The organism is Tepidicella baoligensis (genome assembly GCF_013432195.1).
Lineage (GTDB): Bacteria > Pseudomonadota > Gammaproteobacteria > Burkholderiales > Burkholderiaceae_C > Tepidicella > Tepidicella baoligensis.
Genome location: NZ_JACCDB010000001.1, coordinates 357,565 through 372,582, shown reverse-complemented (window position 1 = coordinate 372,582; position 15,018 = coordinate 357,565). Strand labels below are relative to the sequence as shown.

Sequence of the window (15,018 nt, the reverse complement as noted above, 5' to 3'; positions counted from 1 at the left end):
GCTGGTTACCAGCCCCAGACCAGGTTGCTGGCGATCCAGGCGTGGCCGCGCCCGCTCGGATGCTGGACCTGAACCCAGTCACCCTGGCGGCGGGTGGTGCGCAGCACGTCGCCGTAGTTCACGGTGCCCACGATGGCGTGTTGGGTGCCGGGGCCGGCGCGCAGATTCACGCGCGTGCCTTTGACGATGTGGTGTGGAATGTTGGTGGTCACGCTGCGCGCGATCCAGCCTTGATCGCCTTCGAAGTCCTGCACCCGCAGCCAGTTGCCCCGGCGTTCCAGCACCTGCAGCGGATAGCCTTGTGCAAGTTTCCACAGCACTTCGGTATTGGTCCCCGGGCCTGCCCGCATGTTCACATTGGGGTTGCGCACGCTCACCAATTCCTGGGCCCAGACTGGCGTGAGGGCGGCGAGTGTCAGTGCGGCAGCGGTCATCAGGGTCCGGGCGTGGGCCAATAAGGGCATGCGTGTATCCTCCTTCTTCGAGCACGGTGGTGTAAGGGCTGAAGGAACGACCGTCCGAACCCGGCCGAGGTTCCCGAAATTATGCGCTCACTTCTGCGGCGAAGCCGTTGGCAAGGGGTGGGCCGGGGTGAATTTGGCCCGTTTCAGGCTGAAGAACGCCTTGACATTGCGCACGTTGGCGTCATCGGTGAACAGCCGTTGCGCCACGGCCAGGTAGCCGGGCATGTCGGGCACCACCAGCACGAGCATGAAATCTGGACCGGGGCTGACCCGGTAGCACTGCTGCACGGCAGGCTCGGCCACGGCCCGGGCTTCGAAGGCGTCGAGCTGTGCCGCGCCTTGTCGATCGAGGCTCACTTCCACCAGGGCCGTGAGTCCATGGCCCACGGCTCGAGCGAGCCGTTCCGGCTGCAACAGGGCCACTCGCCTCTCGATGAGGCCCAGCGCCTCGAGCCGACGGATCCGCCGCAAGCTGGTGGCAGGGGAGACGCCGCAGTGCGCAGCCAACTCGTGGTTGTGACGACCGGCATCGGTCTGGAGCGCATCCAGCAGCCGAAGATCGATTTCGTCTATGGAATATTCGTTCATATAAATAGATATTCAGATGTTTTCATTCATCTTCTGCACAGAAGGAAATAAACATCCATAAGTATCACATAAATGATCAAACATTTCTTGATTGTCCGACTACGATGTGAGCCTCACCGATTTGGAGGTCTTGTGTATGTGTGGCATCGTGGGCGCCGTCTCGGCGCGTAACATCGTTCCCGTCCTGATCCAGGGCCTGCAGCGTCTGGAATACCGGGGGTATGACTCGTGTGGAGTGGCTGTGTACCGCTCGGGCGGTGATGCGCCGGGCCTGTACCGGGCGCGCAGCACGGCCCGGGTGGCTGAGCTGCAGGCGCAGGTGGCTGCCGACGGGCTGGAGGCCGGTACGGGGATTGCCCATACCCGCTGGGCCACGCACGGGGCGCCGGCGGTGCACAACGCCCACCCCCACTTCAGCCACGGTGCCGGCGCCGATGCCTCCAGCCGCCCCGCGCGAGTGGCTGTGGTGCACAACGGCATCATCGAAAACCACGACGAGCTGCGTGCCGAGCTGCAGGCTCGGGGCTACCGTTTCGACAGCCAGACCGACACCGAAGTCATCGCCCACCTGGTGGATGCGCTGTATGACGGGGACCTGTTCCGCGCGGTGCAGGCCGCCGTGGCACGGTTGCAAGGGGCCTATGCGATCGCGGTGTTCCACAAGGACGAGCCGCAGCGCGTGGTGGGCGCCCGGGCCGGCTCACCGCTGGTGTTGGGCGTGGGCCAGGCGCGGGACGGTCTGCCCGCCGAGCATTTTCTGGCCAGCGACGCCATGGCCCTGGCCGGCGTGACGGACCAGATCGTCTACCTCGCCGAAGGCGACGTGGTGGACCTGCAGCTGGGGCGTTACTGGGTCTGCGACCGATCCGGTCGGCCCATGGGGCCGGAGGAGCGTCCGGTGCGTACTGTCCAGGCGCACAGCGGGGCGGTGGAGCTGGGCCCCTACCGGCATTACATGCAGAAGGAGATTTTCGAGCAGCCGCGCGCGCTGGCCGACACGCTGGAAGGGGTGGAGGGGGTGGTGCCCGAGCTGTTCGATGGCCAGGGCGATCAGGCCGCGGCGGCCTGGCGCGTGTTCAAGGACATCGACCGCGTGCTCATCCTGGCCTGCGGCACCAGCTACTACAGCGGCTGCGTGGCCAAGTACTGGCTGGAGGCGATGGCCGGCATTCCCACCCAGGTGGAGGTGGCCAGCGAGTACCGCTACCGGCGCAGCGTGCCCCACCCGAAGACGCTGGTGGTCACCATCAGCCAGAGTGGCGAGACCGCCGACACCCTGGCCGCCCTGCGCCATGCGCAAAGTCTGGGCATGAGGCACACGCTCACCATTTGCAACGTGGCCACCAGCGCCATGGTGCGGGAATGTGCGCTGGCCTACATCACCCGCGCGGGGGTGGAGATCGGCGTGGCCAGCACCAAGGCCTTCACCACCCAGCTCGCCGGGCTGTTTCTGCTCACGCTCGCGCTGGCGCAAAGCCAGGGCCGTCTCAGCGCCGAGGAAGAAGCCCGGCACTTGAAAGCGATGCGCCATCTGCCGGTGGCGCTGCAGTCCGTGCTGGCGCTGGAGCCGCAGATCATCCATTGGGCCGAGGCCTTTGCGCAGAAAGACCACGCCCTGTTCCTGGGCCGGGGGCTGCATTACCCGATCGCCCTGGAAGGGGCGCTCAAGCTCAAGGAAATCAGCTACATCCACGCCGAGGCCTACCCCGCCGGGGAACTCAAGCACGGCCCGCTGGCGCTGGTGACGAGCGCCATGCCGGTCGTGACCGTGGCGCCCAACGACGAGCTGCTCGAAAAGCTCAAGAGCAACATGCAGGAGGTGCGGGCGCGCGGCGGTGTGCTCTACGTGCTGGCCGACGCCGATACCCGCATCCGCAGCGAGGAGGGGCTGAACGTGATTCGCATGCCCGAGCACTACGGTGTGCTCAGCCCCATCCTGCACGTGGTGCCGCTGCAACTGCTGGCCTACCACACCGCCCTGGCCAAAGGCACGGACGTGGACAAGCCGCGCAACCTGGCGAAGTCGGTCACGGTGGAGTAGGTGGGCCATAAATACGTCGATCCCCAGCTTGCTGCAATGCAGCAATGACGATGGGGAACCGTTCATAATCCGGATGATCGACAGTTGATCCAGACGGACGGCGCAGCACAGGCATGACACCTCAGGGAGATCATCGGAGCACAGACAGACGATGGACGTGGCGCTCCGGCTGGAGGGTGCGCCTGGCCGTGCTGCTCTTGGTGGTGGTTGTCCTGGTGGGCGTGGGCTTGTGGCTGGAGGTGCGTCATTCATACGGGCAGGCCCATGTGTTGACGCGCTACGCCCGGCAGTTGACGTGGGCGCGGGTGGATGGGCCGGTGGCTGAAGAGAAACGCCGTTATCCCGCCCATGGGCCTTACAACGTGCGTCTGGGCTATGTCGATGGGCCCGTGTATCAGGACCGGCTGCTCGAGCGGGGTTACCAAGTGGTGCAGCAGGTCGAGTGGTCGGCGGCGGCTCGGGCCCATGTCGATCGGGGTTGGTCCTTGCCCTACGACGAAAAAAACCAGGCCGGGCTCACGGTTCGGGATTGCCGGCGAGCACCCATGTACAGCTTTGGCTACCCTTACCGGCAGTACGAGGCTTTCGAGGCGATCCCACCTCGGGTGGTGGAAGCGCTGCTCTTCATCGAGAACCGGGGTTTGCTCGATCCGCAGCGGCCCCGGATGAACCCCGCCGTGGACTGGGTGCGCTTCACCCGTGCCCTGCTGGGTCAGCTCGGACGGCTGGTCGATGACGACATCGACACCCCGGGCGGCAGCACCTTGGCCACACAGATCGAAAAATACCGCCATTCGCCGGACGGCCGGACGCAGGATGCCCGAGACAAGCTGCGCCAGATGATCTCGGCTTCGGTCCGGGCCTACCGCGATGGGGCCGAAACGCTGCCTTTTCGGCGTCGGCTGGTGCTGGACTACCTCAACACCGTGCCGCTGGCGGCCGCTCCGCGGCATGGGGAGGTGCATGGTCTGGGCGACGGCCTGTGGGTGTGGTTCGGTCTGGACTGGGACGAAAGCAACGCCTGGCTCCAGCGGCCCCGTGCCGATGACAGCGCAGCGTTGCAGGCCCAGGCGGGTGCCTGGCGTCATGTGGTGGCCCTCATGATCGCGCACCGTCGGCCCTCCTGGTTTTTGGGCCGGGGGCCTGGGCGCGACGCGCTGGGCCGCCTGACCGATGCCCACCTGCGGCTCATGGCCGAGGCGGGGCTGCTCGAACCCGCGCTGCGCGACGCTGCGCTGGCCCAACCCCTGGTGTTCCGGGATTTCGCCACTCAACCAGCGTGGAGTCCCCAGCTGCCCAGCAAGGGCACCGCGGCCGTGCGCAACCGCCTGGCCACCCAGTTGGGGGTCAGCCTCTACACGCTGGACCGGCTGGATCTCGAAGTCCACACGACGCTGAACCAGGGCTTGCAAGACACGGCCTCGGCGTATTTGCAGCAGCTCAACGATCCCGCTTTCGCCCGCCGCCAGCAGCTGCTCGGGGATCGCCTGCTGCGCGCCGACACCCTGGACGAGGTGCACTACAGCATCACCCTGCTGGAAGCCACCCCGCAGGGCAATGTGGTGCGCCTGCAGACCGACACCACCGGCCAGCCGCTGGACATCAACGAAGGCTCCAAGCTGGAGCTGGGCTCCACGGCCAAGCTGCGCGTCCTGGCCACCTATCTGGAGATGGTGGCCGAAACCTACGAGCGCCTGCACGCGATGCCGGCCGATGCACGCCAGGCCTTCACCCCCGATCCCGACGACACCTTGAGCCGCTGGGTTCACGGGTGGGTGCGCGAGCACCCGGATGCCGATCTGCCGCGCACCCTGGAAGCGGCGCTGGAGCGGCGTTTTTCAGCCCGCACCGACGAACGCTTCTTCACCGGCGGCGGTGTGCACACCTTCAGCAACTTTCGCCCCGAGGACGATGGCCGCAATCCCACCTTGCGCGAGGCCATGCAGGAGTCGCTCAACCTGCCGTTCGTGCGGCTGCTGCGCGAGGTGGCGCGGCACAGCATGTACCACACCCAGGGCGGCACCGCGCGGCTGCTGTCCGACCTCAACGATCCCCGCCGCGAGGCCCTGCTGGCCCGTTTTGCCGACCGTGAGGGCCAGGTGTTCCTGCGCCGCTTCTGGCGCAAACTCGAAGGACTGCCTCCCGACGCTGTCCGCGACGTCCTGCTCTCCGGCTTGCGCCCCACGGCCGACCGGCTCGCCGCGGTGTTCCGCTACCTGGAGCCCGATGCACCGATTGATGCGATGGAGGCTTTTCTGCGGGACCGTCTCGGCGACGCCACGCCGCCACCGGCCCGGCTGGAGCGTCTGTACCGGCAATACGCGCCCGATGTCCTCGACCTGCCCGACCGCGGCTTCGTGGCCCGCGTCCATCCGCTGGAGCTGTGGCTGGTGGCCTATCGCTTGCAGCACCCCGATGCCACCTGGGAGCAGGCCGTCCAGGCCAGCGCAGCCGAGCGCCAGGCGGTGTACCGCTGGCTGTTCCGCACCCAGGCCAAGTCGGCGCAGGATACGCGCATCGCCACCATGCTGGAGGTGGAAGCCTTCATGGACATTCACCGGCGTTGGGCGCGCCTGGGCTATCCCTTTGCGCAACTCGTGCCCTCGCTGGCCACTGCCCTGGGGAGTTCGGGTGATCGCCCGGCTGCGCTCGCCGAACTCATGGGCATCATCGTCAACGACGGGGTGCGCAGACCGGTCATCCGCACCCAGGCGATGGACTTCGCCCTGGACACCCCGTACGAAACCCGGCTCGAACGCCGGGTGACAGAGGAGGGTGAGCAAGTCATGTTGCCCGAAGTGGCACGGGCGTTGCGGCGTGTGCTGGCCGAGGTGGTGGACGAGGGCACGGCTCGCCGGCTGGCGGGCGGCTTTCGGCTGGCGGGCGGCGAGGAATGGCGCCTGGGCGGCAAGACCGGCACCGGCGACAACCGCGTCGTCGTCGGCGGACGCCCCGGCACCGCCATGAACCGCACCGCGACTTTCGTGTTTTCTCTGGGGCCGCGCCATTTCGGCACGGTCACCGCCTATGTCGTCGGCCCGCAGGCGGCCCGCCACCGCTTCACTTCGGCACTGCCGGTGCAGGTCTTGCGCCAACTGGGGCCGCAGTTGCTGCCTTATCTGGACCCGTCCAGTGAGCAAGCATGCCCCAGGGCGCCCCTTTCATGAACCAGGAGGAAAGCATGCAACCACCGTCACGTTCCCGCGCCCAGACCAAGACTCTGCCCTGCTTGGTGGATCTGGCCCTGCAAGGGGGTGGCTCGCAAGGTGCCTACACCTGGGGTGTGCTCGACCGCCTGCTCGAAGACGAGCGGCTGGAGTTCGCCGGCATCAGCGGCACCAGCGCCGGGGCCATGAACGCGGTGGCCTTGGCCGCCGGGCTGATGGACGGCGGACGCGAAGGTGCCCGCCGGACCTTGCGCCACTTTTGGACGCAGGTCGGCGCCCACTCCCCGTTTGCCGCTTTTCAGCCTTGGTGGAGCGGTAGCGCCCAGCCGTGGGTGGAGGCCATGCAGCGCTGGGCGCGCAGCTGGAGCCAGGCTCTCTCGCCCTACGGATTCAACCCGCTCAACCTCAATCCGCTGCGGCGCATTCTGGAAGACACGGTGGATTTCGATCGCGTACGCCACTGCCACAAGACCCAGCTCTTCATCTCTGCGACGCGGGTGAGCACGGGCGAGCTGCGCGTGTTCCGGCAAGACGAGCTGTGCGCCGACGTGGTGCTGGCCTCGGCCTGTTTGCCCATGCTGTTCCAGGCCGTCGAAATCGACGGTGAGCCCTACTGGGATGGCGGATACGCCGGCAACCCCTCGCTCATGCCGCTGATCCAGGAGAGCCCGGCCGACGATCTGCTGCTGGTGCAGATCAATCCGCGCCAGCGCCCCGAACGGCCCACCCAGGCAGCGGACATCCTGGACCGGATCAACGAAATCACCTTCAACGCCAGCCTGCTCAAGGAGCTGCGCGGGCTGCAACTGCTCAAGAACCTGATCGCCGAGGAAGGTCGGCCGGGCCATCACTACCGCAATCCGCTGTTTGCCCGGGTGGAGGCGCTGCGCGTGCACCGCATCGACGGCGACGACGCGCTGCGTGACCTCGGGGCCGAGACCAAGCTGCGCACCGATCCGGTGTTTCTCCTGCGGCTCTTCGAGAAGGGCCGGGCCGCCGCCGATGCATGGTTGCAGCAACACGCCGACGATCTGGGCCGACGCGCGACCGTGGACCTGCAGCGGGAGTGTTTGTCATGATCGGTATTCTCGGCATCGTGCTCGCTTTGGCACTGCTGATGGTGCTGGCCTACCGTGGGGTGAGCGTGCTCATCCTGGCGCCCCTGATGGCCCTCCTGGCTGTCTTGTTCAGCCCGGGCACGCCGCTTCTGGCCAGCTACACCCAGGTGTTCATGCCGGCACTGGGTGGCTTCGTGATCGCGTTTTTCCCGCTGTTCCTGCTCGGGGCGGTGTTCGGCAAGTTGATGGAAGCCTCGGGGGCCGCCTTGGCGATCGCCCATGCGATCGTGGAGCGGCTCGGTGCAGAGCGCGCCATCCTCGCCATCGTGCTGGCCTGCGCCGTGCTCACCTACGGCGGCGTGTCGCTCTTCGTGGTGGCGTTTGCCGTCTACCCCATCGCGGCGGCCTTGTTTCGCCAAGCGCAGCTGCCCAAGCGGCTCATACCCGGCGCCATCGCGCTGGGCGCCTTCACCTTCACCATGACGGCCCTGCCGGGCACACCCGCCATCCAGAACGCGATTCCCATGCCCTATTTCGGCACCACGCCCTTTGCCGCGCCCGGTCTCGGGCTGATCGCCGGGCTGATCATGCTCGTGCTGGGCGTGTGGTGGTTGACGCGCCGTGCCGCAGCGGCGGCGCGCGCTGGCGAAGGTTACGGCGCACACGACGAAGACCCGGTCACGATCCGCCCCACCAGTCCCACCAGTTCCTCCCACCCTCCGCAGCCGGGTGGCTTTGGGCGGGCCATTGCCCCGGTGGTGCTGGTCATCGCACTCAACTACCTGCTGGCGACCTGGGTATTGCCAGCGCTGGATACCGCCTACCTCGCCGAAGCCCGCTACGGCGGCACCCACATCAACGCGGTGCGCGGGATCTGGGCCGTGATCGTGGCGCTGGCGGCGTCGATCGTGCTGCTGATCGTGCTGCAGCGGCGCCAGCTGCATGAGCTAACAGGCACCCTGGAGCAAGGCGCTGCGGGGTCGGTCCTTCCGTTGCTCAACACCGCCTCGCTGGTGGGATTTGGTGCGGTCATCGCCTCGCTGGCGGGGTTTGCCCTCGTTCGCGACGCGGTGCTGGGCATCGCGCCGGGCAACCCGCTGGTGTCGCTCTCGATCGCGGTCAATATCCTGGCCGGCATCACCGGCTCGGCCTCGGGGGGCATGAGCATCGCGCTGCAGACGTTGGGCGAGACCTGGCTGGCGATGGGGCAGGCCGCTGGCATCGCGCCGGACCTGCTGCACCGCGTCACGGCCATCGCCACCGGCGGGCTCGATGCCCTGCCGCACAACGGCGCCGTGATCACCCTGCTGTCCATCTGCGGGTTGAGCCACCGCCAAGCCTATCTGGACATCTTCGTGGTGGCGGTGGCGATTCCCCTGCTCTCGCTGGTGGCGGTGGTGGTGCTGGGCACGCTGTTCGGGTCGTTCTGACGCCTGGGCTCCGGTGCCCGGGCGCGCCTCAGCCTTGCGTGAGCTTGAACACCGCCGTGCTGGCGCGCAGGTTGGGCCACAGCCGCACCTCGCGCCCCTGCTCCAGCCCGAAGCTGTCGGTGACCTGCAGCCCCAGGCGCTGGGCCAGCACCTCGAAGTCGGCGTAGGTGCCGACCCGGATGTTGGGCGTGTCGTACCACTGGTAGGGCAGGCGCTTGGTCACCGGCATGCGCCCTTGCAGCACGCTCAGCCGGTTGGGCCAGTGCGCGAAGTTGGGGAAGGCGACGATGGCCTGCCGCCCCACGCGGGCGGTCTCGCGCAGCGTGGTCTCGGCGTTGTGCAGGTGCTGCAAGGTGTCGATCTGCAGCACCATGTCGAAGCTGTTGTCGCCGAACAGGGCCAGCCCGTCTTCCAGGTTGAGTTGCAGCACGTTGATGCCGCGCTGCAGGCAGGCGTGGACCTTGGCGTCGTCGATCTCGACGCCATAGCCGGTGCAATCGAGGGTGTCGCGCAGGTAAGCCAGCAGGGCACCGTCGCCGCAGCCCAGGTCGAGCACGCGGGCGCCTCTGGGCACGAGGCGGGCGATGGATTCGTGGGTCAGGCGGTCGGTCATGCGCGGGCTCCCGCAGGCAGGTCACGGACCACCTGCTGCTCGAAATAGGCGCGCACGGCGGCGTGGTAGCGCGGGTCGTCGAGCAGGAAGGCGTCGTGGCCGTGAGGGGCGTCGATTTCGGCGTAGCTCACGTCGCGCCGGTTGTCCACCAGCGCCTTGACGATCTCGCGGCTGCGGGCCGGCGAGAAGCGCCAGTCGGTGCTGAAGCTGATCAGCAGGAACCGGGCGCGGGCCACGGCCAGCGCCGCGCTCAGGTTGCCGTCGTGGGCCCGGGCGGGGTCGAAATAATCCAGCGCGCGGGTGATGAGCAAGTAGGTGTTGGCGTCGAAGTATTCGCTGAATTTGTCGCCCTGGTGGCGCAGGTAGCTCTCGATCTGGAATTCCACGTCCTGTGTGGTGTAACGGTAGGCCAGACGAACCGCTTCGTCCACGTCACCGGCCTGGGCGGCGTCGGTCAGTGGCTTGAGCTGACGGCCGAATTTCTCGTTCATCACATCATCGCTCAGGTAGGTGATGTGCCCGATCATGCGGGCGATGCGCAGGCCCCGCCGCGGCAGGGTGCCGTGGCGCAGGTAGTGGCCACCGTGGAAGTCGGGGTCGGTGACGATGGCGCGCCGCGCCACCTCGTTGAAGGCGATGTTCTCGGCGGTGAGGTTGGGGGCGCTGGCCACCACCACGGCATGGCGCACGCGCTCGGGGTATTGGAGCGTCCAGCTCAACGTTTGCATGCCGCCCAGGCTGCCGCCCATGACGGCGGCCAGCCGCTCGATGCCCAGCGCGTCCAGCAGGCGGGCCTGAGCGTTGACCCAGTCTTCCACCGTCACCACGGGGAAGTCTGCGCCCCAGGGCTCGCCCGTCACGGGGTGGAGGTGGGTGGGGCCGGTCGAGCCAAAGCAGGAGCCCAGGTTGTTGATGCCGATCACGAACCAGCGATTCGTGTCCACCGCCTTACCTGGACCGATCATGTTGTCCCACCAGCCCTCGCTTTTGGGTAGGGGCTGGCCGCTGGCATCGGCGTAGCGCCCGGCCACGTGGTGGCTGGCGTTGAGCGCGTGGCAGATCAGCACCGCATTGGATCGGTCGGCGTTGAGGGTGCCGTAGGTTTCGTAAACGAGTTCGTAGCCGGGCAGCACCGCGCCGCATTGCAGCGGCAGTGGCTGATCGAACCGAAGGGTTTGGGGGATGACGATCACTTGAACTGGGAGGCAGCAAAGAACCGGTGCCGCAAGAGGCCGTCGCTGACAGGGTGACGGGTGCGGGGACCGGGTGTCTCCTGTTTAGCGGCATTTCTTACGCGCCCGCAATCCGGAACAACAAATCGGCGCTTCGCAAGTATAGGGCATGGGCCCGGATTGTTGTCACTTCGCAACGCCCAAGCCGTCCATGTCAGGGGAAAAGGCCCGCCAAACGTTCCGTCAAGGGCTTTGGGGACACGAAAGCAAAAAAAATACACACGGTTTCGGCCAGAGGCGCATAATGGATGGGCGTGTGCGCCAAGCACATGCCAAACAGGTGATCGGTCAGTTTCGCGTGCCACTGCAGCCAGGTAAGCGGTTTCGTCGTGCCAACGGGGCTCCATCGCTATTTCGTTTCTCTTTGTGTTTTCAGGAGTCCCATCAATGGGCAACAAACTGTATGTCGGCAACCTTCCCTATTCCGTGCGCGACGACGATCTTCAGCAGGCTTTCGGTGCTTTTGGCCAAGTCAACAGTGCCAAGGTCATGATGGAGCGCGACACCGGTCGCTCCAAGGGCTTCGGCTTCGTGGAAATGGGCAGCGATTCGCAAGCCCAGTCCGCCATCCAGGGCATGAACGGTCAAGCCCTTGGCGGCCGCAGCCTGGTGGTGAACGAGGCGCGCCCCATGGAGCCCCGTCCCCCGCGCAGCGGTGGTTTTGGCGGCGGCCGTCGCGAAGGCGGCTTCGGCGGCGGTGAAGGCCAGTTCCGCAGCCCCTACGGGGGTGGTGGTCGTCGCGAAGGCGGCGGCCGCGGCGGTTACTGATCTCTGCACAGCCCGGGTTCCGCCCGGGCGCCTAGGCATCCCACAACCTCGTCTGGTGTACGCCGGCGAGGTTGTCGTCTTTCAGGGGCGTGGGCTCAGCGTGGCCCGGACCCGGCCCTCCAGATCGGCTTGCCGTGTCTCATCGGCGTAGCGCAGCCGGTTTGCACTGATGCGATCATTGCCGCGCAGCATCACGACCGGCAGGTCGGACTCCAGCCGTTCTTCGGCCACATGGTAGGTCAATGCCTCGCCGCGGAATTCCAGGCGCGGCAGCAGTTGCCCGTCGGGCAGCCGGTGGGCCTCACGAACGATGACCACCTCCCCCGTGAGGGTGTAAAAAGTCTGGGCGTCGTTGGTCAGCAGATGCCGGGCGCGGGCGGTGGTGAGCCGTCCGGTGTCGTTGATCGCACGCAGGCGCGCATCGTCCACTTCCAGTGTGTCGGTGGCCGGGTAGTGGCGTAACTCGGTTCCCCGCAGCTCGGATTGGAGCGTGCCTTCGGGGGTGAACGTTCGCACCGAAAAGTCGCGCATGAAATAGTCGGGCTCCTGCGATATCGGGCGGGCAGGGCGCGGGGGCTCGGGCTGTGGCGCCCGGCTGACCACCCAGTAGCTGCCCAAGGCCAGCAGTCCCATCAGCAGCACGGGCAGGTAGATCGAGATCTGATTCCACCACCGTTCGAGCCGCGAAGGCGTGCGCCGAGCGTCGGGTGCCGGTGGTGCCGTCATCGGTGGTGTGGGCGTGGTCAAGCGCTGGCCTCCTGAAGCAGGTGGGCATAGTGTCCGCTGGCGACCAGCAGCAGGTCACAAAGTTCGCGCACCGCTCCGTGTCCGCCACCGGCGCGGGTGATGTAATGAGCCATTTCCCGCACTTCGACCTGGGCCGCCGGCGGTGCGACGGCCAGGGCACAGCGCCGCAGCACCGGCAGGTCGGGCCAGTCGTCGCCCATGGCCGCAGCGTGTGACCAGTCCAACCCCAACGTGTCGAGCATCGCTTCAGCGGCTGGGCGCTTGGCTTCGGTGCCAAAGCGGGCGTGGCTCACGCCCAGGGCTTGCAGGCGCAGCCGAAGGGCGGCCGAATCGCGTCCGGTGACGACGGCGGGTGTGATACCGGCGCGTTGCAGCAGCTTGATGCCATGACCATCCAGGGTGTGGAAGCGCTTGAGGGTTTCGCCGCTCTCGGTGTAGTAGAGCCCGCCGTCGGTGAGCACGCCGTCGATATCGAAAAACACGATCTTGACGGTCTGTGCACGCAGCAGCACCTCGGGGGCGAAGCCGAGCCGCGGGGTCAGGGGTGGGAGATGGTCGGGCATGGGTCAGATCACCTTGGCGCGCATCAGGTCGTGGCTGTTGAGGGCGCCGCACAGGCGGCCATGGTCGTCCACCACCAGCACGCTGGTGATGCGGTGAGTCTCCATGAGCTCGGCTGCCTCGACAGCGAGCGCATCTGGCCGGATGGTGTGGGGGCTGGGGTGCATGACCTGAGCGGCGGTGGCGGTTCGAAGGTCTGTGCCGCGTTCGATGAGGCGGCGCAGGTCGCCGTCGGTGAAGATGCCGACGGGAATGCCTTCGGAATCGACGATGGCCGTGGCTCCGAGGCCGCCGGCGCTGATGGCGCGCATCATGTCGAGCAAGCTGGCATCCAGACCGACGCGCGGGGCCTGCTCAGCCGGGCGCATCACGTCGCTGACGAGCGTCAGCAACTTGCGACCCAGAGCGCCGCCCGGATGCGAGCGGGCGAAGTCATCGGCCTTGAAGCCGCGGGCATCCAGCAGTGCCAGGGCCAGCGCGTCGCCCATGGCCATCTGCGCCGTGGTGCTGGCGGTGGGGGCGAGGTTGTGCGGACAGGCTTCTTTGTCCACCCGGGTGTCGAGGACCACGTCGGCATACCGGCCGAGCGTGGAATCGGCACGGCCGGTCATGGCCAGCAGCGGCACTCCCATGCGTTTGATGAGCGGCACGATGGCGGTCAGCTCCTCGCTTTCACCGCTGTTGCTGATCGCCAGGACCACGTCGCTGGCGGTGATCATCCCGAGGTCGCCGTGGCTGGCCTCGGCGGGGTGCACGAACAGGGCCGGCGTGCCGGTGGAGGCCAGTGTGGCGGCGATCTTGCGGCCCACGTGGCCGCTTTTGCCCATGCCGGTCACCACCACCCGCCCGGAGCAGGCGAGGATGTGCCGCACCGCTTCGGCAAACCGCTCGTCCAGGCGCTCGCCCATGGCCAGCACCGCTTGCGCTTCGATGGTCAGGGTGTCGCGGGCGATGTCCAGCAGGCGCTGGGCGGAGGGTTCGACAGCGGGAAAAGGCATGGCACGGATTATCCGATACCCGCACGGCGGGCTGGGGGTCATAATCCCGTCATGGACACTTCCGCCTACCTCAAGTCCCACATCCGCACGGTGCCCGATTGGCCTGCGCCCGGCGTGCAGTTCCGTGACATCACGCCCCTGTTGCAGAACCCCAAGGTGTTTCGCGTGCTCATCGATGCCTTCGTGCATCGCTACATGGAGCGTGCGCTGCGTCCGGACGTGGTGGCGGGTCTGGACGCCCGGGGCTTTATCATTGGATCGGTGCTGGCCTACGAGTTGGGTGTGGGTTTCGTGCCCATCCGCAAGAAAGGCAAGTTGCCGTTCACCACGGTGGAGGAAACCTACGAACTCGAATATGGCTCGGCCACCGTGGAGCTGCACACCGACGCCGTGCAGCCAGGCGACCGGGTGCTCCTGATCGACGACTTGATCGCGACCGGCGGCACCATGATGGCGGGCAAGAAGCTGCTGGAGAAACTGGGTGCCGTGGTCACCGAGGGAGCGGCCATCGTGGCCTTGCCCGAGCTGGGAGGGCTGGATCGGTTGCAGGCGGCGGGGCTGGCGCTCAATACCCTGGTGAGCTTCGAAGGGCATTGAGGCCATGGGTCGGATCGGCTCGAAATCGGGGGGCGGAGCCCGGCAGGCCGGCTGTGCGATCGGGCTTGCAAGCCGGTGCATCACTCATCGAAAACCCGCCTTTGTCATTCAAAACGGTCGATCAGACGTCACAATGGACCCAGTTGGACAAGACTTTGCCTTCAGACGGCCTGTTTTTGTTCGATACTTGACCCATTCATCCATACCAACCGAGGAGATCGCATGACGATGACCGCGCAACCGCAAATCGCCAAGGCGGGAGCGGGCGCCGCCGCAGGCGCCGCCCAAGGCAGTTCCGAGTTCCTGAGCTTTCGCCTGGGGGCGGAGGAGTACGGCATCGACATCCTGCGCGTGCAGGAGATCCGTTCTTTCGAGGAGCCGACCCGCATCGCGAATGCCCCTCCGTTCATCAAGGGGGTGGTGAACCTGCGGGGTGTGATCGTGCCGGTGGTCGATTTGCGCATCAAACTGGGCTGCGAGAAGGTCGAGTACAACGATTTCACCGTGGTGATCGTCCTCAACGTCAAGGGTCGGGTCGTCGGCGCGGTGGTGGATTCGGTGTCCGATGTGCTGGAACTGCCCCGCGACGCCATCCGCCCCGCCCCGGACATGAGCAGCGCCTCCGTGGATACCGCCTTCATCACCGGCATTGCCAGCGTGGGAGAGCGCATGCTGATCCTCATGGACATCGAAGCGCTGATGTCCAGCCCGGACATGGGGCTGTTCGACAGCGCTGCGGCCTGATGACTGCGCC

General features: G+C 66.8%; 14 protein-coding genes. 7 read left to right on the top strand and 7 right to left on the bottom strand.

The window, feature by feature from the left end; translation table 11 throughout:
* Positions 1-5: 5 nt before the first annotated feature.
* Positions 6-464 carry an SH3 domain-containing protein gene (locus HZS63_RS01705; RefSeq protein ID WP_180682285.1) on the bottom strand — a complete coding sequence of 153 codons (459 nt, stop codon included), beginning with the start codon at positions 462-464 and terminating at the stop codon, positions 6-8.
* Between the two features lie 87 nt (positions 465-551).
* On the bottom strand, positions 552-1,052 hold the full coding sequence (locus HZS63_RS01700; protein ID WP_180682283.1) for an Lrp/AsnC family transcriptional regulator: 501 nt from the start codon (positions 1,050-1,052) through the stop codon (positions 552-554).
* Between the two features lie 136 nt (positions 1,053-1,188).
* Between HZS63_RS01700 and glmS the strand changes: the two genes are divergently transcribed.
* From glmS to HZS63_RS01680, 4 genes are all read left to right on the top strand, one after another.
* Entirely contained in the window at positions 1,189-3,093 is a 1,905-nt protein-coding gene (gene glmS / locus HZS63_RS01695; protein ID WP_180682281.1) for a glutamine--fructose-6-phosphate transaminase (isomerizing), read from the top strand.
* A gap of 188 nt (positions 3,094-3,281) precedes the next feature.
* A complete protein-coding gene (locus HZS63_RS01690) occupies positions 3,282-6,260 on the top strand; it encodes a transglycosylase domain-containing protein (protein WP_219339046.1) in 2,979 nt (992 codons plus the stop codon).
* A 14-nt stretch (positions 6,261-6,274) separates the two neighbouring features.
* Positions 6,275-7,339: a patatin-like phospholipase family protein gene (locus HZS63_RS01685; RefSeq protein WP_180682278.1), complete on the top strand. Its 1,065-nt coding sequence runs from the start codon at positions 6,275-6,277 to the stop codon at positions 7,337-7,339.
* Positions 7,336-8,748, top strand: coding sequence for a GntP family permease (locus tag HZS63_RS01680; protein WP_180682277.1), 1,413 nt, complete (start codon positions 7,336-7,338; stop codon positions 8,746-8,748). Before HZS63_RS01685 ends, HZS63_RS01680 begins: the two co-directional genes overlap by 4 nt.
* 28 nt (positions 8,749-8,776) lie before the next feature.
* On the opposite strand, the gene metW is transcribed toward HZS63_RS01680, so the two are convergent.
* Together metW and metX are read right to left on the bottom strand one after the other, a co-directional pair.
* A complete protein-coding gene (metW, locus tag HZS63_RS01675; RefSeq protein WP_180682276.1) occupies positions 8,777-9,361 on the bottom strand; it encodes a methionine biosynthesis protein MetW in 585 nt (194 codons plus the stop codon).
* The gene (gene metX, locus HZS63_RS01670) at positions 9,358-10,554 is read right to left on the bottom strand and encodes a homoserine O-succinyltransferase MetX (protein WP_180682274.1); all 1,197 of its coding nucleotides are present in this window, start codon (positions 10,552-10,554) and stop codon (positions 9,358-9,360) included. The genes metW and metX overlap by 4 nt, the downstream gene beginning before the upstream one ends.
* Positions 10,555-10,980: 426 nt before the next feature.
* Here metX and HZS63_RS01665 point away from each other — a divergent pair, with 426 nt between their 5' ends.
* Positions 10,981-11,361, top strand: a complete 381-nt coding sequence (locus HZS63_RS01665; protein ID WP_180682273.1) for an RNA recognition motif domain-containing protein — start codon at positions 10,981-10,983, stop codon at positions 11,359-11,361.
* Positions 11,362-11,442: 81 nt separating this feature from the next.
* Here the strand turns inward: HZS63_RS01665 and lptC are convergent, their stop codons facing one another.
* From lptC to HZS63_RS01650, 3 genes are read right to left on the bottom strand one after another with little or no spacing between them, the layout of a single operon-like run.
* Positions 11,443-12,108, bottom strand: a complete 666-nt coding sequence (lptC, locus tag HZS63_RS01660) for an LPS export ABC transporter periplasmic protein LptC (protein WP_246316078.1) — start codon at positions 12,106-12,108, stop codon at positions 11,443-11,445.
* Positions 12,105-12,671 carry a KdsC family phosphatase gene (locus tag HZS63_RS01655; RefSeq protein ID WP_180682271.1) on the bottom strand — a complete coding sequence of 189 codons (567 nt, stop codon included), beginning with the start codon at positions 12,669-12,671 and terminating at the stop codon, positions 12,105-12,107. The genes lptC and HZS63_RS01655 overlap by 4 nt, the downstream gene beginning before the upstream one ends.
* A gap of 3 nt (positions 12,672-12,674) precedes the next feature.
* Positions 12,675-13,667: a KpsF/GutQ family sugar-phosphate isomerase gene (locus HZS63_RS01650; protein ID WP_180682270.1), complete on the bottom strand. Its 993-nt coding sequence runs from the start codon at positions 13,665-13,667 to the stop codon at positions 12,675-12,677.
* Between the two features lie 51 nt (positions 13,668-13,718).
* Between HZS63_RS01650 and HZS63_RS01645 the strand changes: the two genes are divergently transcribed.
* The gene (locus HZS63_RS01645; protein ID WP_180682269.1) at positions 13,719-14,264 is read left to right on the top strand and encodes an adenine phosphoribosyltransferase; all 546 of its coding nucleotides are present in this window, start codon (positions 13,719-13,721) and stop codon (positions 14,262-14,264) included.
* A gap of 228 nt (positions 14,265-14,492) precedes the next feature.
* Entirely contained in the window at positions 14,493-15,008 is a 516-nt protein-coding gene (locus HZS63_RS01640) for a chemotaxis protein CheW (protein WP_180682526.1), read from the top strand.
* Positions 15,009-15,018 lie beyond the last annotated feature (10 nt).